General features: G+C 72.0%; 17 protein-coding genes. 9 read left to right on the top strand and 8 right to left on the bottom strand.

Features of this window, described 5'->3' with window-relative positions:
• Nucleotides 1-5: 5 nt before the first annotated feature.
• Nucleotides 6-911, bottom strand: a complete 906-nt coding sequence (locus ACIA8K_RS36860; protein WP_396068014.1) for an N-acetylmuramic acid 6-phosphate etherase — start codon at nt 909-911, stop codon at nt 6-8.
• Between the two features lie 172 nt (nt 912-1,083).
• Between ACIA8K_RS36860 and ACIA8K_RS36855 the strand changes: the two genes are divergently transcribed.
• The 3 genes from ACIA8K_RS36855 to ACIA8K_RS36845 are packed head-to-tail and all read left to right on the top strand — an operon-like array spanning nt 1,084 to nt 3,853.
• Nucleotides 1,084-2,451: an L-serine ammonia-lyase gene (locus ACIA8K_RS36855; protein ID WP_396068012.1), complete on the top strand. Its 1,368-nt coding sequence runs from the start codon at nt 1,084-1,086 to the stop codon at nt 2,449-2,451.
• The gene (locus ACIA8K_RS36850) at nt 2,445-3,446 is read left to right on the top strand and encodes a 2-dehydropantoate 2-reductase (protein WP_396068010.1); all 1,002 of its coding nucleotides are present in this window, start codon (nt 2,445-2,447) and stop codon (nt 3,444-3,446) included. The genes ACIA8K_RS36855 and ACIA8K_RS36850 overlap by 7 nt, the downstream gene beginning before the upstream one ends.
• A gap of 32 nt (nt 3,447-3,478) precedes the next feature.
• Complete coding sequence (locus tag ACIA8K_RS36845) at nt 3,479-3,853, top strand: hypothetical protein (protein WP_396068008.1); 375 nt, start codon at nt 3,479-3,481, stop codon at nt 3,851-3,853.
• A gap of 145 nt (nt 3,854-3,998) precedes the next feature.
• Here the strand turns inward: ACIA8K_RS36845 and ACIA8K_RS36840 are convergent, their stop codons facing one another.
• Nucleotides 3,999-4,634 (bottom strand): SAM-dependent methyltransferase, encoded by a 636-nt coding sequence (locus ACIA8K_RS36840; protein WP_396068006.1) that lies wholly within the window; start codon nt 4,632-4,634, stop codon nt 3,999-4,001.
• A 44-nt stretch (nt 4,635-4,678) separates the two neighbouring features.
• Complete coding sequence (locus ACIA8K_RS36835) at nt 4,679-5,170, bottom strand: hypothetical protein (RefSeq protein WP_396068004.1); 492 nt, start codon at nt 5,168-5,170, stop codon at nt 4,679-4,681.
• 70 nt (nt 5,171-5,240) lie between these two features.
• On the opposite strand from ACIA8K_RS36835, the gene ACIA8K_RS36830 reads away from it, so the two are divergent.
• Nucleotides 5,241-5,537 carry a hypothetical protein gene (locus ACIA8K_RS36830; RefSeq protein WP_396068002.1) on the top strand — a complete coding sequence of 99 codons (297 nt, stop codon included), beginning with the start codon at nt 5,241-5,243 and terminating at the stop codon, nt 5,535-5,537.
• Here the strand turns inward: ACIA8K_RS36830 and ACIA8K_RS36825 are convergent.
• Nucleotides 5,521-5,817: a metal-sensitive transcriptional regulator gene (locus ACIA8K_RS36825; protein WP_396068000.1), complete on the bottom strand. Its 297-nt coding sequence runs from the start codon at nt 5,815-5,817 to the stop codon at nt 5,521-5,523. The genes ACIA8K_RS36830 and ACIA8K_RS36825 overlap by 17 nt on opposite strands.
• A gap of 104 nt (nt 5,818-5,921) precedes the next feature.
• Here ACIA8K_RS36825 and ACIA8K_RS36820 point away from each other — a divergent pair, with 104 nt between their 5' ends.
• The 3 genes from ACIA8K_RS36820 to ACIA8K_RS36810 are packed head-to-tail and all read left to right on the top strand — an operon-like array spanning nt 5,922 to nt 9,478.
• Nucleotides 5,922-6,809: a hypothetical protein gene (locus tag ACIA8K_RS36820; protein WP_396067998.1), complete on the top strand. Its 888-nt coding sequence runs from the start codon at nt 5,922-5,924 to the stop codon at nt 6,807-6,809.
• Nucleotides 6,802-9,012, top strand: coding sequence for a heavy metal translocating P-type ATPase (locus ACIA8K_RS36815; RefSeq protein ID WP_396067996.1), 2,211 nt, complete (start codon nt 6,802-6,804; stop codon nt 9,010-9,012). The genes ACIA8K_RS36820 and ACIA8K_RS36815 overlap by 8 nt, the downstream gene beginning before the upstream one ends.
• A gap of 22 nt (nt 9,013-9,034) precedes the next feature.
• Nucleotides 9,035-9,478, top strand: coding sequence for an oxidoreductase (locus ACIA8K_RS36810; RefSeq protein ID WP_396067994.1), 444 nt, complete (start codon nt 9,035-9,037; stop codon nt 9,476-9,478).
• Between the two features lie 41 nt (nt 9,479-9,519).
• On the opposite strand, the gene ACIA8K_RS36805 is transcribed toward ACIA8K_RS36810, so the two are convergent.
• From ACIA8K_RS36805 to ACIA8K_RS36795, 3 genes are all read right to left on the bottom strand, one after another.
• Nucleotides 9,520-10,965 (bottom strand): discoidin domain-containing protein, encoded by a 1,446-nt coding sequence (locus ACIA8K_RS36805; RefSeq protein ID WP_396067992.1) that lies wholly within the window; start codon nt 10,963-10,965, stop codon nt 9,520-9,522.
• A 90-nt stretch (nt 10,966-11,055) separates the two neighbouring features.
• On the bottom strand, nt 11,056-11,277 hold the full coding sequence (locus tag ACIA8K_RS36800; protein ID WP_396067990.1) for a hypothetical protein: 222 nt from the start codon (nt 11,275-11,277) through the stop codon (nt 11,056-11,058).
• A gap of 150 nt (nt 11,278-11,427) precedes the next feature.
• The gene (locus ACIA8K_RS36795) at nt 11,428-12,078 is read right to left on the bottom strand and encodes a DUF998 domain-containing protein (RefSeq protein WP_396067988.1); all 651 of its coding nucleotides are present in this window, start codon (nt 12,076-12,078) and stop codon (nt 11,428-11,430) included.
• Nucleotides 12,079-12,470: 392 nt separating this feature from the next.
• Here ACIA8K_RS36795 and ACIA8K_RS36790 point away from each other — a divergent pair, with 392 nt between their 5' ends.
• A complete protein-coding gene (locus ACIA8K_RS36790) occupies nt 12,471-15,998 on the top strand; it encodes an AfsR/SARP family transcriptional regulator (RefSeq protein WP_396067986.1) in 3,528 nt (1,175 codons plus the stop codon).
• Here ACIA8K_RS36790 and ACIA8K_RS36785 read toward each other — a convergent pair.
• Nucleotides 15,987-17,075 carry a site-specific integrase gene (locus ACIA8K_RS36785; RefSeq protein ID WP_396067984.1) on the bottom strand — a complete coding sequence of 363 codons (1,089 nt, stop codon included), beginning with the start codon at nt 17,073-17,075 and terminating at the stop codon, nt 15,987-15,989. The two genes, ACIA8K_RS36790 and ACIA8K_RS36785, sit on opposite strands and share 12 nt — an antisense overlap.
• 141 nt (nt 17,076-17,216) lie before the next feature.
• On the opposite strand from ACIA8K_RS36785, the gene ACIA8K_RS36780 reads away from it, so the two are divergent.
• A complete protein-coding gene (locus tag ACIA8K_RS36780) occupies nt 17,217-18,122 on the top strand; it encodes an NmrA/HSCARG family protein (protein WP_396067982.1) in 906 nt (301 codons plus the stop codon).
• Nucleotides 18,123-18,416 lie beyond the last annotated feature (294 nt).

The raw sequence follows: 18,416 nt of genomic DNA, 5'->3' as shown, positions 1-18,416 counted from the left end.
CGGTGTCAGGCCCGGCCGAGTCGGGTGAGCGCGTCCCGGACCACCCCGCCGCACGCGGTCAGGGCGGTGCGCGCCGCCGGTGGGTCGACGTCCGCAAGGAGCGCGGTAATCGCGACCTTCAGGTCGCCGTCCGCGGCCGACAGCGCGGCCCGGCATTCCGGCTCGTCCGCGCCGGTCGCCTCCGCGAGCGTGGCGAGCATCCGGCCGCGCAGCTTCGCGTTCGTGGCGCGGACGTCGACCATCAGATTGGAGAAGGTGCGGCCCAGCCGGACCATCACCGCGGTCGAGAACGTGTGCAGCAGCATCTTCTGTGCCGTCCCGGCCTTCATCCGGGTGGAGCCGGCGATCGCCTCGGGCCCGGTGTCCGCGCAGACCAGCACGTCGACCACGAGGGGCGCGCCAGGGTTCGCGGTGATCAGCACGGTCGGCACGCCGGCGGCCCGCGCGGCGTCGAAAGCCCCTGCGACATAGGGGGTACGCCCGGAGGCCGCCAAACCTACGACCAGGTCCGGCCGGGTCACCACGGCGAGGTCCGCGCGTCCCCGGGCCGGATCGTCCTCGACCTCCTCCACCGCCGCGGTCATCGCCGCCGGCCCGCCGGCCAGGTGCGCCACGAACCGGTCGCGCGGAAAGCCGTAGGTGGGCGGGATCTCGGCCGCGTCAAGCACGCCGAGCCGCCCGGACGAGCCCGCGCCGACGTAGTGCACCCGACCGCCGCCGCGCAGCGCCGTCACCGCGAGGTCGACAGCGCGGGCGAGCTGCGGCAACGCGTCCGCCACCGCGCCGGCAACTGTCGCGTCCTGCGCGTTGACCAGGCGTAACACGCCGAGCGTGTCCAGCCGGTCGATCTCCGCGGTCGCCGGGTTGCGGTCCTCGGTGGGTGAGACCACCCTCACGGCCGGCCTGCTCATCGGACTCCCCCAGACGGGAGTTCACCGGGCGAAGACCGGGAATCCCCTACGACAACGTTGCGCATCAGCCGGGAACCTATCAACGCGCCCGGGATACCGTGTCTACGGATCACCCGGCACAACCGGGCTCCGCGGAAACGTAACCCGGCATACCCTGACGGAGACAAACAACGTGGCCATCTCGGTCTTTGACCTCTTCTCGGTCGGCATCGGCCCGTCGAGCTCGCACACGGTCGGCCCGATGCGGGCGGCCAGGATGTTCGTGTGCCGGCTCAAGGACGAGGGCCTGCTGGCACACACCGTAAGCGTGCGGGCGGAGTTGTTCGGGTCGCTCGGCGCGACCGGGCACGGGCACGGCACGCCCAAGGCGGTGCTGCTCGGGCTGGAGGGCGACGCGCCGGACACGGTCGACATCGCCACCGCGGACGAGCGGGTGCAGCGCGTGCACGCGACCGGCACGCTGTCGCTGCTCGGCGCGCACGAGATCCGCTTCGATCCGGGGACGGACCTGGTGCTGCACCGGCGGCGGTCGCTGCCGTACCACGCGAACGGCATGACGCTCCACGCGTTCGACGAGACCGGCGGCACGCTGCTGGAGAAGACCTACTACTCGGTCGGCGGCGGTTTCGTTGTCGACGAGGAGGCGGCCGGCGCGGACCGGGTCAAGCTTGACGACACGGTGGTGCGGCACCCGTTCCGTACCGGCGACGAGTTGTTGCGGTTGACCCGGGAGACCGGTCTGTCGATCTCCGCGTTGATGATGCGCAACGAGACCTCGTGGCGGACCGAGGCGGAGATCCGGGCGGGTCTGCTGGGCATCTGGCAGGTGATGCGCGAGTGCGTCAGCAACGGCACCAGCAACGAGGGCCTGCTCCCGGGCGGGCTGAAGGTGCGCCGCCGGGCCGCGACCACCGCCCGCCAGCTGCGGGTGGCAGGTGCACCGCTTGAGCACGCGATGGAGTGGCTGACCGTCTACGCGATGGCGGTGAACGAGGAGAACGCGGCCGGCGGCCGGGTGGTGACCGCGCCGACGAACGGCGCGGCCGGCATCATCCCCGCGGTGCTTCACTACTACGAGAACTTCGTGCCCGGTGCGGACGACGACGGGATCGTGCGGTTCATGCTTGCCGCCGGCGCGATCGGCCTGCTGTTCAAGGAGAACGCGTCGATCTCCGGGGCGGAGGTCGGCTGCCAGGGCGAGGTCGGCTCCGCGTGCGCGATGGCGGCCGGCGGGCTGACCGAGGTGCTCGGCGGCACGCCCGCCCAGGTGGAGAACGCGGCCGAGATCGGCATGGAGCACAACCTGGGCCTGACCTGCGATCCGGTCGGCGGGCTGGTGCAGATCCCGTGCATCGAGCGCAACGGCATGGCCGCGGTGAAGGCGGTGACCGCGGCGAAGATGGCGATGCGCGGCGACGGCCGCCACCACGTCTCGCTGGACAAGGTCATCAAGACGATGAAGGAGACCGGCGCGGACATGAAGGTCAAGTACAAGGAGACCGCGCGCGGCGGCCTCGCGGTGAACGTGATCGAGTGCTGAACGTCTGCGTGGTCGGCGCCGGCGCGGTCGGCGGCGTGATCGGCGGGCGGCTCGCGCTGGCCGGGGTGCCGGTCTCGGCCCTCGCCCGCGGCGCGACGCTCGACGCGCTGCGCACCCACGGCTGGCGACTGAACGACGACGCCGCGCCGGTCGCGTCCGCGAGCGCGGATCCGGCCGACCTCGGCCCCCAGGACGTGGTGGTGATCGCGGTCAAGGCGCACCACCTGCCCGGACTCGCACCCGCGCTCGCGCCGCTGCTGACGCCGGACACGGTGCTGATCCCAGCACTGAACGGCGTGCCGTGGTGGTTCTTCCACGGCTTCGGCGGCACGCTCGACGGCACGGTGCTTGACGCGACCGACCCGGGTGGCGTGATCACCGCGGCGCTGCCGCCGAACCGGGTGCTCGGCTGCGTGGTGCATCTCGCCGCCCGGCAGGCCGCGCCGGGCCACGCGCTGCTCACCGCGGGCGACGAGCTGATCATCGGTGAACCGTCCGGCGTGGCCTCCCCGCGCGCGGACCAGGCGGCCGGCCTGCTCCGCTCCGGCGGGTTCACGGTCACGGTGAGTGACGCGATCCAGCGCGACGTGTGGTTCAAGCTCTGGGGCAACATGACGATGAACCCGATCTCCGCGCTGACCGGCGCGACCGCGGACCTGATCCTGGACGACCCGCTCGTCAACGCGTTCATCACGCGCGTGATGACCGAGGCGGCGGCGATCGGGGCCGTGATCGGCACGCCGATCACGCAGAGCACCGAGGAGCGGATCGGGGTGACCCGGCGGCTCGGCGCGTTCAAGACCTCGATGCTCCAGGACGCGGAGGCCGGCCGCGCCATCGAACTGGACGCACTGGTCACGGCCGTACGGGAGATCGGCGTCCGGTCCGGGATCGCCACGCCGAGCATCGACGCGCTGCTCGGCCTGACCCGGCTCGCCGCCCGCCGGCGCGGCCTCTATACACCCGAACGGGTGACGCCCGCCGGCCCCGTTTGATTTGCCTCCCGGCTGACCTCACCATTGTCCGCGTGCGCCGCCCCGCTAGATCGACGATCTTCATAGCCACCGCTCTGCTGGCCTCTGCCTGCGGTAAGCCGGTGGCGTCCGCAGCCAAGCCCGCGGAGGAGATCCGCGGGGCGGACCTTTTCATCTCATGCGCGGAGATCTTCAAGCCCGGTAAGAACATCGACGCCAAGAAGGCGGCCACCGCCTGCCACGACATCGACGGCAGGGTGCTCACGCCGCAGTACATGCGCTGCGTCGACGGCCGCAACCTCTACCGCATCGACGCCACCATGAGCGAGACGCCGGGCTGGGGCTTCACAAACGGGAAATTCACCGCCTCCGACGATCTGGAGAACGACCCGGCCGTCGCGGACGCCATGAGCGAGTGCCGGCACTGAGCTAGTGCCGGCACTGAGCCGCCCGGCTCTTCCCGGCCACGGCGGGTGGTGAGCCCGCGGGAGCATGCGGGCAGCACCACCCACAGAGTGGGAAAACAAGCTTCTGGGATTGCGCGCAGCGCACCTCAGTGCGCCTCAGCGCGGCTCAGCGCACGAACGTGAAGATGCGGCCGGACGTGAGCGCGGACGGTGGCACGGTCAGCCGGTGGACGCCGACGGAGAAGGTGGCGTTCGGCGGGGCCTCGAAGGCGAGTTCCTCGAAGCCCTCCCCGGACAGCCAGCCGCGGATCGCGGGCGTGAGGTCCGGGTCCGCGCGGGTGCGGGTCCAGATCACCGTGCCGCCGGCAGCACAGAGCGCGGGGAACGCGGCCACCGACCGCCGGGCGTCCGCGTCAGTCACGTTGCCGAGCACGCCTGCGAAGAGGACCAGGTCGGCCGGGATCGCACCGGAGTAGTTGCCCAGGTCGCCGGCGTCCGCGCGGAGGACCTCGACGCCGGTCAGCCCGGCGCGGGCTATGTGGGCCTCGGCCGCGGCCACGTTGCGCGCGTCGGACTCGATCAGGCGGGCACGGACCCGGCGCGCGTCCGGCCTCGACTCGAGCACGCCGAGCAGGTCGCGGCCCTGGCCGGCGCAGGCGCTTACACAGGTGAGCAGCTCACCGGGGCGGGTGTCCAGCCAGTCGGAGATGTGGCGTTGCACGACGAGGAGCCGGGCCGCGAGCGGCGAGCCCGGGTCGTCGTACGGCCGGTGCCACTCATACCAGTCCTCATCCACAGCCATGAATCAACCATGGCGGGTACGCCTGCGATGGTCAACGGCTACGGTCAGGCGTGCGACTCGAGGTCCTTGAACTCGTCCTCGGTCACTGTCACCACGCCACCGCGCCGGACGCCCGCGGGCATGCCGTCCGGGCTGGCCGGCTGCCAGGCGCCGCCGGCCAGGTTGCGGGTGACGTAGGGGCGCAGGCCGCCCGCGGTGGCGGCCAGCAGGTACCAGGTGCGGCCACCGAGTCCGGCGAACACGATCGCCGACTCGCCGTCGCCGATGCCGTGCTTGACAAGCGCACCGTCGCGCTCCTGCACAAGCACGCCGTTCTCCGAGCGGAACGTGTGCACCGCGCCGGCCGCGTGCAGCCGCGTCACGTCCGAGCTCTGCACAAGCGCCGACCGGGCGGGCGCGGTGGTGACGTCAGTGGTCCGCACGCTGTCCCGCAGCACTCGCCACCGCAGCGCGTCGGCGCCCTCGGAGAGGGCGAACCGGATGTCACCGGCGTCGTCGCCGCTGAAGGCGAGAAGGAATCCGAACGGCTCTGTCACGGCCCGATCATAACGGCCGTCCCCCGAAGTTGATCTAGACCGGGGTCGGCGGACGCGGGAGAATTCTCCCATGCTTGAGAACCCGGTGTGGGCATCGCTGGTCCACGGCCCGCACGCCCGTCTTGCGGAGCGCACGGGCGCCGCGGCGCGGTACGTGGCCGAGGCAAGCCCTTTCCACGCACTCGCAGATCTGTCCGATGAGGAGTCGTGGGCGGATCTGGCCGCACTCGCCGGCGCCGGGGCGGAGGTGCTGGTGACCGGGCCGGTTATCACCCCACCCGCCGGCTGGACTGTCGTGGAACGGATCGACGGCGTGCAGATGTCCGACACCGGCGGCCTGACGGCAGCGGTCAGCCGCGCTTCATGAGACGCCCGACGGCGGCCATCATCTCGGTGGCCATGTCGTCGGCGCGGCCGTCGGCGGCGCCCTCCTGCATGCAGTGGCGGGCGTGGCCGTCGAGCAGGCCCAGCGCTACCTTGTCGAGCGCCGCCTGGATCGCCGATATCTGGGTGAGGACGTCGATGCAGTAGCGGTCCTCGTCGACCATGCGCTCGATGCCGCGGACCTGGCCCTCGATGCGGCGCAGGCGCGCTTGGAGGTCTCCCTTGGATGCGGTGTAGCCCCTGGTCGGCGCGGTTTTGCTCATGAGAACGGATGATACAACCCCCTGGGGGTATGACGCGGCGGCAACAGGACATGCGGCGCGGCTCACCTCGTACCCCCCGGGGGTATGGGGGTAGAGTGCCGACCATGGTGAACACACCGGTACGGCTGGCCGGGTTCGGCTTGGGCCTGGTGGCGGTCTTCGGCGCGGCACTCGGGCTCGGGCGGGCGGCCGGGCCTGACGCGCGCCCGAGCCCGGCGGCACACGGCGCCGACCAGCACGGCGCTGACCAGCACGGCGCTGAGCCGGCCGGCTCCACGAAAATCCCGGGCGGTCTGCAGGTCGCGCAGGACGGTTACCGGCTGGCGCCGCTCACCGACGCGCTGAGCAGCACCGGCGCGCAGCCGTTCCGGTTCCGGATCATCGGGCCGGCGGAGGAGACGGTCACGGCGTTCACGACTACGCACGAGCGCGAGCTCCACCTGATCGTGGTCCGCCGCGACCTGACCGGCTACCAGCACCTGCACCCGCAGCGGGCGGCAAACGGCACCTGGGAGGTTCGGCTCGCGGTCGCCGCGCCGGGCGGCTACCGCGTGTTCGCGGACTTCCAGCCGGCCGGGCGGGACGAGCCGCTGACGCTTGGCGTGGACGTGCCCGCACCTGGCGACTACCAGCCGCGACAACTGCCGGGGCCGGGCTTCGTCAGCACCGTGGACGGCTACACGGTCACGCTTGACGGCGACGTCACGCCGGGCGAGGAGTCGCAGCTCACGGCCACTGTCAGCCGGGACGGTGCGCCGGTCGCCGGCCTGGAGCCGTACCTGGGCGCGCTCGGGCATCTGGTCGCGCTGCGGGACGGCGACCTCGCGTACCTGCACGTCCATCCGGAGGCGGGAAAGCTCGCGTTCACCGTGGAGTTCCCGTCGCCGGGCACGTACCGGCTGTTCCTTGAGTTCAAGCACGGCGGCACGGTCCGGACCGCGGAGTTCACCCTCACCACCGAGCACGGGGAGCCGGGGCACACGCATGGCTGACACACGCGGGGCCGAGACACAGCGGATCGAGCTGGCGATCGGCGGCATGACCTGCGCCGCCTGCGCCAACCGGATCGAGAAGAAGCTCAACCGGATGGACGGCGTGACCGCGACGGTCAACTACGCCACCGAGAAGGCCACGGCCACCGTGGCGCGCGGCGTGCACGCGGACGACCTGATCGCCACCGTGGAGAAGACCGGCTACACGGCGGCACTGCCCGCGGCGGAGACCGTGGAGACGCCACCAGGTGACCCGCTCAAGACCCGGCTGATCATCTCGGCGGTGCTGTCCGTACCCGTGATCCTGTTGGCAATGGTTCCGGCCTGGCAGTTCACCTACTGGCAGTGGGCCTCGCTGACGCTTGCGGCGCCGGTCGTGGTCTACGGCGGGTGGCCGTTCCACCGGGCGGCGGCGATCAACCTGCGGCACGGCGCCGCCACGATGGACACGCTCGTGTCGCTCGGCACGATCGCGGCGTTCGGCTGGTCGCTGTGGGCGCTGTTCCTCGGGACGGCCGGCGAGCCTGGCATGACGCACCCGTTCCGGCTGGACATCGGGCCGTCCGACGGCGCGGGCAACATCTACCTCGAGGCGGCCGCGGGCGTCACCACGTTCCTGCTGACCGGGCGGTACTTCGAGTCGCGGTCCAAGCGGCGGGCCGGGGCGGCGCTGCGCGCGCTGCTGGACCTGGGCGCGAAGGACGTGGCGGTGCTCCGCAACGGCGCGGAGACCCGGATCCCGGTGCAGGACCTGACAACCGGCGACCTCTTCGTGGTACGCCCCGGAGAGAAGATCGCCACGGACGGCGTGATCGAGGACGGCACCTCCGCCGTGGACGCGAGCATGCTGACAGGCGAGTCGGTGCCGGTCGAGGTGCGCCCCGGTGACGCGGTGACCGGCGCGACGGTGAACGCGGGCGGCCGGCTGACCGTGCGGGCGACCCGGGTCGGCGCGGACACCAGGCTGGCGCAGATGGCCCGGCTGGTCGAGGAGGCGCAGGCGGGCAAGGCCGGTGTGCAGCGGCTGGCGGACCGGATCTCCGGCGTGTTCGTCCCGGTGGTGATCGCGCTCGCGGCCGGCACGCTCGGCTGGTGGGTCGGGACCGGCGCGGGCTGGACCGCCGCGTTCACCGCCGCGGTCGCCGTGCTGATCATCGCGTGCCCCTGCGCGCTGGGCCTGGCCACGCCGACCGCGCTGCTTGTCGGCACCGGTCGCGGCGCCCAGCTCGGCATCCTAATCAAGGGCGCGGAGGTGCTGGAGCAGACCCGGCGGGTGGACACGATCGTGCTCGACAAGACCGGCACGGTCACCGAGGGGCGGATGACGCTGGCCGCGACAGTACCCGCCGACGGTCAGGATCCCGGGGAGTTGACGCGGCTCGCGGCGGCGGTCGAGGCCGCGTCGGAGCACCCGATCGGGGCGGCGATCGCGTCCGGCCAGGCCGATCTGCCCCAGGTGACGAACTTCCACAACATTCCCGGCCTGGGGGTACGGGGAGAGGTCGCCGGACGGGAGATCGTGGTGGGGCGCCTCGGGCTGCTCGAGGAGCGCAGCTTCGCCGTACCCCCGGCGCTTGTGGAGGCTTGTGAGCGTGCGGAGGCGCAGGGCAGGACCGCGGTCGTGGCCGGGTGGGACGGCCAGGCGCGCGGGCTCTTCGCGGTCGCGGACCGGGTCAGGGCGACAAGCGCGGACGGCATCGCGCGGCTGAAGCGGCTCGGGTTGCGGCCGGTGCTGCTGACCGGCGACAACGAGGCCGTGGCGCGCGCGGTCGCGGCCGAGGTCGGCATCCCCGCCGCGGACGTAATCGCCGGGGTGCTGCCCGCCGGAAAGGTCGACGCGGTCAAGAAACTCCAGGCCGAGGGCAAGATCGTGGCGATGGTGGGTGACGGGGTGAACGATGCGGCGGCGCTCGCGCAGGCCGACCTCGGGCTCGCGATGGGCACCGGCACTGACGTGGCGATCGAGGCGGCCGACCTGACGCTTGTCCGCGCGGACCTGGGTGCGGCCGCGGATGCGATCCGGCTGTCCCGGCGCACTCTGGCGATCATCCGGGGGAACCTGTTCTGGGCGTTCGCCTACAACCTGGCCGGGCTGCCGCTCGCGGCCGCGGGCATGCTGAACCCGATGATCGCGGGCGCGGCGATGGCGTTCTCCTCAGTCTTCGTGGTGGCGAACAGCCTCCGTCTGCGACGATTCCGGTGACGATCTGCGACATCATCAGGGCATGACCTCTGTATACGACGCCGCGGGCGGACACGAGGGCCTGCTGCGGCTGGCCCACGCCTGGCACACCCGCGCGCTCGCGGACGAGGTGGTCAGCCACGCGTTCAGCCATGGACACCACCCGGACCACAGCGCGCGCCTCGCCGCGTACTGGTCGGAAGCGCTCGGCGGTCCGGCCCTCTACACCGGCGCCTTCGGCGACGAGACCTCCGTGGTACGGATGCACAGCGGCAACGGCGTGCACGAGGAGATGGACCGCCGGGCGATCGCGGCGTTCGACCTCGCGCTGTCCGACGTGGGCCTCACGCCGCCGGTGTCCGAGGTGCTTCACAACTACTTCGCGTGGGCGACAACCGGGCCGATGGCCAGGTACAGCGCCTCCGCGGACGACGTGCCGGACGGGCTGACGATTCCGCGCTGGCCGCGGCCCGCCCCGCCCGGGTAGACCGCGGCCCCCTTCCGGCTCCGACTCGACTCGCTCGCCACCTAACCGCTGTACACCTCGAACTCGTAGATGCGGGCCGCCGCGCTCCCGGACTGCTCCGCGGTGATGATGCTGAGGCGGGCATAGCGCGCGGTGGCAGAGAGCGTGTGGACCGTGACGGCGGCCGTGTTGCCGCGCGCCTGCGCGACGGTCTGCCAACTGACGCCGTCCTGCGAGGTCTGCACGTCGTAGTCACGGGTGTTGTAGGTCGACGGCTCCCCGCCGGCCGCCGCGTGCCGGACGACGAACCCGTTCAGCGCGCGGGACGAGCCCAGATCCACCTGCAATGACTTGGTGGCCGCGAGCGAGCACCACTTGTCGGCGGTGCCGCCGTTGACTGTGCCGTTGACCGCCTTCGCCGGCGTCTCCGCGGTGGTGCACGACGCGGACCCGGTCGCCGGCCGGTTCACTGCCACGTTCTGTCCCGGCGGCACGGCCGGTGGCGTGGTCGTACCGGTGGCGTTGTTGATCGCGGCGGCGTATGCCGCGGGCGAACCCTGCGCCGCGCACGCCTGCATGTCGTCGTAGAGCCACATGAAGCCGCCCTGGATGCCGGCCGACGTCTGCCAGGAGCGCATGCGGCTCTCCACGGTGGCCGGGCTGTCGCCGGACGCGCAGTTCGTGCCGTGCCGACTCCACAGTCCGGGATCCACAGGCATGCCGAGACTGCTCGCCCAGGTCGCGGGGTTGTTGCCGGCGCCGCCCGCGTACCCCTGCAGGTACACCCGGTCCACCGCGTCGCCGAGGTTGGTCTTGATCGTGCGCCAGAACGCCATATTTGTGTACGGAACAAGCGTGAACCGGTAGCCCATCGCGATCACCATGCGGGCGAACGCGGTGGTGCTGTCCACGTCGTAATGCTGCTCGTCGTCATCGTTGATCGCGTCCGCGCCGGTGATCGTCCTGAGCGTCTGGAAGTTGCGGTAGAGGACGCTGCCCGAGCCGGTGCCGGTCCGGTCGATTAGGCCGTCGATCGCGCCCCAGTCGTCCGGCCCGGCCGACCCGACCGACACCTCGATCCGGTTGACCGACGTCGGTGACTGCTTCAGCGTGCGCAACTGGTCGGGCCAGGCCGCATTGCCGACGTAGGCGCCGTCCGCGATGATCCGCTCGTCGTTGAGCCACAGGTCGCCGGTGTCCGCGCGGACGTGGATCGCCCAGAGGACGACCGTGGTGAAGCCGGAGGCGCGCAGCGTGTCCATGACCGGCTGGCCGCCGCTGTAGAACGGGCCGCCGCCGTAGACGGCCGAGCGGCCGGTGGCGGCGAGCGCTGCACTGTCGGGCGCTGCTTCGGCGGGCGCTGCTTCAGTGCGGGCTGCTTCGGCGGGGGTCGATGGAATGACGGCCGCCAGGGCGAGGGAGGCGATCAGGGCTCGGAGGACTGTGGATCGACGTTCCCGCTTGACCACTGCAGCACGCTCCCGGCGAGTGACGAAATATGTCGACACGGCAGGCATTGATGATCGTGGAACTGCGCGCGACGGTCAAGTAGCCGCCCCTGCCGCCGTGCCGCTCAGGACGACACGGCGGCAGGCCGTTCAGCTCGCGGAGGTGAGCGCGACAAGCGCGGCCGCGGTCCGGAAATACGGGCTACGGCCCAGATCCCCGACGGTACGGATGTTGAACGCCTTCTTCAGCAGCTCAGCGTCCCCCTCGCTCACCCCGGCGAGCGCGGCGACCGGCGCATCGACAAGCTCGGCAAGCGACGCGTCGTGGTAAGCCTTGTCGACCGTCTTGGCCAGGTCAGCGGTGATCGGCATTGATCCTCCGTAATCGGTGATGAAGACATGAAACCCTTTGCCGGTACGTCCCTTGTGGAGTACTTTGTACCGCCACGGAGCGTAGCGAGCCGCCCTGAAAGATTGCTGTGAGTATCGCTTGCACTACTTCGGGTGATTGACACGCGATGATCAGGTTCGAACACGCCGTTGCAGAGCCGCTCCCACAACGATGAATCCGATCAGGAACGGGTAGATGATGCCGCGTTCTGCCAGGCCGATGAGGATGCCGGCACCCGACGCCAGCGTGCCCGCGAACGCCCCGATCGACAGCAGGCCCAGAACCCCGCACGCCACGAGCGTCCGGCCCAGCCCGCGGGTGATGCCGAGGAACCGGTGCGCACGCCCGATCAGCACCGCGAGCACATTGCCGAAGACGAACGCCAGCAACGCTCCCAGCCCGTGGTAATCGGCAGTCCCGTCGTCACCGGACCCGGGGAACAGCCCCACGAGCACTCCCCCGGCCGCGAGCAGCACCGCCGTCCCGATCATCACCACCCGGCGCCGCCCCGGCAGCCCTCGCAGCAGCAGGACACCGCCAAGCGTAAGAACGCCGAACAGAATGAAGCCGGTATTCATCACCCACGCGAGCGGCGAGTACATGAACTGATCGAACGCGGTCACCGGTCCGTGCACGCCGAGGTTGCTGATGAAATGATGCGTGTAGCTGTAGGGCGGATCCGTCCACGCCGCCGCCGCAATGAACTCGGCGGCGAAGAAGACCCCTCCCCCAGCGATCAGCGCCGCCCCCGCCGCGCGGCTGCCATTGTTCGTCTCGGTCATCTGGTGCCTCCGTATCGGTGTTCCGCGTTGCAGCGAGGGAAGACTGCGGCAGCCCACTGACACGGCCCAAACACCGCACTGACGTCGGCCGGTGGCTTTCCACGAACGCGGGCCATCGTGAGCCGGTGCTTCAGATGTTGCTGAGCAGGAGTTCGACCGCGATGTACAGAACCGCGTGCAGCGCAGCAGCGGTGGCGGGGCGGGCACAGACCTTGCAGGATCGGCGCGGCCCGGAAGAGTGGGAACAGACCTCGCAGGATCGGCGCCGCCCGGAACAGCGGGCACAGACCTCGCAGAATCGGCGCCGCCCGGAACAGCGGGCGCAAGCGACGCGGGCGGCCGGAGGAAGCCCTGGCGTGCGGTCCTTCGGGCGTCTGCGCGAAGATCGGGGAATGGACCGGGATGCACGGGTGCGTATCGCGCTGCTCGGCGCGTTCCGGGCCACGCGAGGCGAGATCGTCCTGACCGTCCCGGGTGCGCGATTGCAGGGACTGCTCGTGCGGCTCGCGCTAGCCGGTGGGCGCGCGGTCGAACCGGGCGTGCTCGTCGACGCGATCTGGGGCGCGGAACCGCCGTCCGGGCCCGCGGCCGCGCTACAGACTCTCGTCTCACGGCTGCGTCGCGCGCTTGGTGAAGCCGAGGCGATCACGCAGGTCACAGGCGGCTACCGGCTGGCGGTGGACCCGGCCCGGGTGGACGCGCTCCGCTTCGAACAGCTCATCGCCGCGGGCCGGGAACGGTTGCGGGCGGGCGACGCGCGGCCCGCGGCGGCCGGCCTCACCGAGGCGATGACGTTATGGGGCGACCCGGTCGGCACGGAACCGGCGGTCATCGCGGCGGTCGCGCCCACAGTCGCCACCAGGTTGGCGCGGCTGTCGGTCGAGGCTGTCGTGGACCTCGCGAGCGCCGAGTTGTCGCTGGGCCGGGCCGAGACGGCCGAGGAACGCCTGACCGGACTGCTGGCCGAGCATCCCGTGCAGGAGCGGGCGGCGGCCCTGCTGATGGACGCGCTTGCCGCGCAGGGGCGGCAGGCGGAGGCGCTCGCCGCCTACGAGCGCATCCGCGGGGCGCTCGCCGACGCGCTCGGCGCCGACCCCGGCACCGCACTACGGGACCGTCACCTGCGCCTCCTGCACCCGTTCCCTGCGGCGGCGGACGCGGAGTTCGGACTGCCGCCCCACGGCACAGTCGACACCCCAACGGGCGCAAGCACTGCAGGGGCAGGCGCTGCAGGGGCAGGCGCTGCGGGCGCAACCGCTGCGGGCGCAAGCACTGCGGGCGCAAGCACTGCGGGCGCAAGCACTGCGGGCGCAAGCACTGCGGGCGCAAGCACTGCGGGCGCAAGCACTGCGGGCGCAAGCACTGCAGGGGCAACCGCTGCGGGCACAAGCACTGCGGGCACAACCGCTGCGGGCACAAGCGCTACAGACACAAGCCTCGCGGGCACTCGCTCCGGGAGCGGGCCCGCCGAGCCGGCAGCCGACCGGCCTTCGACAGCCGATTTTCGCCGAACCACCCCCTCTCGCCTCCCCGCGCCGCTGACCAGCTTCATCGGCCGGGATGACGATCTTGCCCGGGTCGGGATGCTGCTTGGGGCCGGCCGACTCGTGACAGTGGTCGGGCCTGGCGGGGCGGGGAAGACGCGGCTGGCGATTGAAGCCGCGCGCGGACGGGCGTACCCCGATGGCGTCTTTTTGATTGATCTTGCTCCGGTGACGGATGCGGACAAGGTGGCCGGGGCGGTGCTCGCCGGGATCGGGCTGCGTGGGGGTGCGCTGTTCGATGCCAGGTCGCGGGCCGGCGGGGACGAACTCGACGTGCTCGCGGGCCGGGAGTGCCTGCTGCTTGTCGACAACTGCGAGCACCTGATCGACGCGGTCGCGCATCTGGTCGCCGCGGCGCTGGCCCATTTCCCCGGGCTGCGCGTGCTCGCCACCAGCCGGGAACCGCTCGCGATCGACGGCGAGTCGCTGGTGCCGCTCGGCCCGCTGCCGCTGCCCGCCGCGGGCGACAATGCCACAGAGGCCGACAGGGCCGCGTCGGTACGGCTGTTCGCCGCGCGCGCCGCGGCCGTGCAACCGGGCTTCCGCGTCGACGAGTCCACTGTGGATGACGTCGTGCGCGTGGTGCGCGGGCTGGACGGGCTGCCGCTCGCGCTTGAGCTGGCGGCGGCCCGGCTGCGCACGATGTCGCTGAGCGCGCTGGCCGGCGGGCTGTCCGACAGGTTCCGGCTGCTCACCACCGGCCACCGCACCGCGCCGGCCCGGCATCGCACGCTGCGCGGGGTCATCGCATGGAGCTGGGGGCTGCTCGACGCGGACGAGCGCACGGTCGCGGAGCGGATCTCCGTCCTGCCCGGCGGCGTGACGACCGCCTCGGCCGCGGCGGTCTGTGCGGGCACCGGCGTGGCGGCCGACGACATTCCGCACCTGCTGGCCGCGCTCGTCGACCGGTCGCTGCTGCAGCTCGCACCGGGCAGGTACCGCATGCTCGAAACCATCCGCGAGTACGGCGTGGAGCGGCTGACCGCGTCCGGCGCGCTCGGCACGGTCCGCGATCTGGCCGCGGCACATGTCACCGCGCTGATCGCCCGCCACGACCCGGAGCTGCGCGGACCCGGCCAGCTGACCGCGCTGCGGGTGGTCGGCGACGAGTACGACAACACGCTCGCGGCCCTGCGCCACCTGTGCGACGTGCGCGACTCCCCCGGGGCGGTCTCGCTCGCGCTGAGCCTGACCTGGTACTGGCAGATGGCAGGGCGGCACCTGGACGGCGGCCACTGGCTCGGTGCGGCGCTTGCGGTGCCCGGTGGTGAGACGCCGGGGCGGGACTGTGCCCGCGCGATCGTCCTGTTGAACCGGGCCGACCTCCTCTCCGGGATCACCACGGGCGAGGCCGCGGACGACAGCGCGGAGATGCGCGTGCTGGCCGGCCGCCTGCTGGCGCACACGGAGCTGCCGAGCCACTACCGCCTCTTCGGGCCGATCCTGCTCTTCCTGCAGGACGAACCGGCCGCGCTCAACGCCTTCGCGCGCCTGGCGGACGGCTCCGAGGTCTGGCCGGCCGGGCTCGCCCACATGTTCCTTGCCGAGATGGCGGAGAACGCGGGCGCGCTCGACCGGGCGCGCGTGCATGTGGACGCGTCGCTGGCGTTCTTCCTGCGTGCCGGTGACGGCTGGGGGCGGGCCGCCGTGCTGCCGATGCGGGCGCGGCTACGGCGGTACGACGACCTGGACGGCGCGCGTGCCGACCTGGAGGAGGCGCGGACGCTCGCGGCCGGGTTCGGCGCGCTGAGCCTCGGCGACCAGCTTTACAGTGACCTGCGCTGGATCGATCTGCACATCCGGGGCGGCGACACCGTACTGGCGTCCGAGCTGCTCCAGGCGGCCCGGGAGCGGGCGCTGCGCGCGTCGTCGGCGGAGATGCTGGCGCTCGTGGACGCGCAGGAGGCCGCGCTGCAGGTACGGCTCGGCGACCTGGACCGGGCGGGCGCGCTGCTCGACGACTTGGACCGGGCGGATGCACTGCACGACGGCCTGCCGGCCGGAGCGGGGGTGGCGCGGGTGCTGGCCGCCGGCGCACGAGCCGCGCTCCGCCTGGCCCGGGGCGATCTGCCCGGCGCGGACCGGGCGCTGCGTGAGGCGCGGGCGGCCGCGGTGGAGACCCGGGAGCTGCCGGTGCTGGCGCTTGTGACGGTGGCGGAGGCCGAGATCGCCGCCGCGCGCGGTCTGGCGCACGAGTCGGCGGTGCTGCTCGGTGTCGCGGCCCGGTTGCGCGGCGCACACGACCGCACGGATCCGCAGGTCCGCGCGCTCACCCGCCGGTGCGAGGCCGCGCTTGGCGTCGAGGTGTTCGCCGCCGCGTACGACTCGGGCCGGCTCACAGTGACTCCGGCCCCTATGCGGTCGTCACCCGCGTAGCCGGCTCAGCGTGACGCCTGTCGCGCGTTTGCACAGGTACTCGGCCCGCTCGTAGGAGAGACGGCGGCGTCCGGTGTCCGGGCACAGGTCGGCCGGGTCCGCCGGGGTGCGGGACGGGCCGGGGCGCCGGTCGGTGAGGAAGAGCGGGCCACGGGTGCGGGCGCCGATCAGGTCCGGGAGCAGGCGGGCGGTGGCGGAGCGCCAGGTGACCTGCCGGCCGGGCGCGTGGCGGTCGTCGAGGTCGAGATCCTGCACGTCGAGGCCGAGGACGGTGTGGACGGGCGCGCCGGACTCGTGCAGCAGCAACCACAGCGTGCGGTCGCGAAGCGGGTGATCGCGGAGCGCGAGAAGCGTGTCGCGGGACGTCGGCGCGGCGGGCGGGCGCGTGTCGTCCCGGCGCTCCAGGCCGGCGGCGAGCGCGGGCGCGCCGGCCCAGGTGGCGAACGAGCGGAGGGCGGCGCGATGCCGGTTCCAGGTGGCGGGGGCGGCGTCACCCCAGGCGGTGCGGCAGACGCGGGCGATCCGGTCCGCGGTGAGCTCGGTGAGTGGGGTGTCGTCGCCGAGCGTGCGGCGAAGGCGGTCAAGCGTCTGTGCGTAGGAGCGCCGGGTGCCCGCATCGCGTGGGGCCAGGAAGTCGAGGGCGCTGTCGCGGAGCGTACCCCCGCGAAGGTTGTCGGCCGGAAGGCCGGGGGTGGCCTCCATCAGGGCGAGCAGCGCGTGCACGTCGGGCTCGTCCGGAAGCATCTGGGCCAGCATCCGGCCGAGGCGCAGCGCCTCCGCCCGCAGACCACCCTGGTTGACGATCAGCTGGACGACCTCGAGGACCGCGCGCAGCCGGTCCGCGCGCTCGGGGCCGGCCGGCAGCGCGAACGGGACACCGGCGGCCGCAAGAGTGCGCTTCCCGGAGCGGATGCGGCGCGCGACGGTCTGCTCGGGGACCCGGCAGGCGTGCGCGATCCGGGTGGTGCTGAGGTCGCTGACGAGCGAGAGCGTCAGCGCGACCCGGGCGGTGACGGGCAGTACGGGGTGACAGGTGACGAACATGAGCCGCAGGGCGCGCTGATCTTCGGCCTTCATCGTTCTCCTCGGTAGAGGATCGAGCTCCTCGGTAGAGGATCGAGCCTATGCCACAGAGAATGCCGCCGTTCCCTGTCACATGACTGTCGCGGTAGTCACTAAACTTGATAGTCAATATTGGTGACTACTATGGTTCGTGACATGAAGATTTCGGTGGTGGGAGCGACAGGCCTACAGGGCGGCGCGGTGGTACGGGCACTACTCACGGACGGCGGGTTCGAGGTGCGGGCGATCACCCGCGATCCCGCGTCCACGAAGGCACGGGCACTTGCGGAACTGGGCGCGGAGGTGGTCGCGGCGGACCTCGGCGACGAGGCGAGCCTGCGTGCGGCGTTCGCCGGGACGGACGGCGCGTTCCTGGTCACGCCCTACTGGGAGCACATGTCGCCGGCCGCGGACCTGGCCGAGATGGCGAACATGGTCAGCGCCGCGCAGGCGGCCGGGCTGCGGCACGTGGTCTGGTCGACGCTCGAGGACACCCGCGCGGCCATCCCGGAGACAGACCGGCGGATACCCGTCATCGACGGCTACCGGGTGCCGCACTTCGACGTGAAGGGCGGCGAGGGAGACGCGCTGTTCGCCGCGTCCGGGCTGCCGGTGACCTACCTGCGGCTGTCGTTCTACTGGGACAACCTGCTCGGCGCTGCCGGGCCGGTACGCGGCGAGGACGGCCGCCTGGCGCTGCACCTGCCGATCGGCGACACCCCGATGGCCGGCATCACCTCGGACGACATCGGGCGGGCGGTGTTGGACGTGTTCCGGCGCCCGGCCGAGACGATCGGGGCGACGCTGGGGGTGGCGACCTCCACGCTCACCGGGGCGGAGATCGCGGAGGCACTGAGCGAGGCGTTTGGTGAGCAGGTTGGATACCAGCCGCTCAGCCATGACGCGTACCGGGGGCTTGGGTTTCCGGGCGCGGTGGAGCTGGGCAACATGTTCCAGTACTACACGGAGTACCCGGCGTCGTACTCCGGGCAACGCGAGATCATGACCGGCGGTCCGAGCCTCACCGAGTTCCTGGCCAAGGAGCGGGCCGGGCGTTACTGAGGTTTCACGGACGGGGTGCGAGTCGGGCACTCAGTGCCTGAAAGTGGAAGGTCAGTGCCGAGTTCGGTGGTCATGGGTTCGGCGTGGGGTGCTGTAAGGCGGGTTGGCTGCGGTTCTTTCGCCTCCGGCGGCCCTCCGGGGGGAGCGCTCCGGCTCCGGGGCAACCGCAAGCGCAGGTCAGCTTCGCTGGTAAAGCTTCGTCGGTGGTCGGGTTTCGTGTGGCCTGTCTGCCCCGTCTGCCATCGACCCGGGCAGAGCCGAGCAGATCATCGGCAGGGCCGCCAGGCTGGGTGG

It is taken from the genome of Catenuloplanes sp. NPDC051500 (genome assembly GCF_044454585.1).
GTDB lineage: Bacteria > Actinomycetota > Actinomycetes > Mycobacteriales > Micromonosporaceae > Catenuloplanes.
The sequence above is the reverse complement of the archived record's forward strand: the minus strand, read 5'-3'. Positions and strand labels throughout refer to the sequence as shown.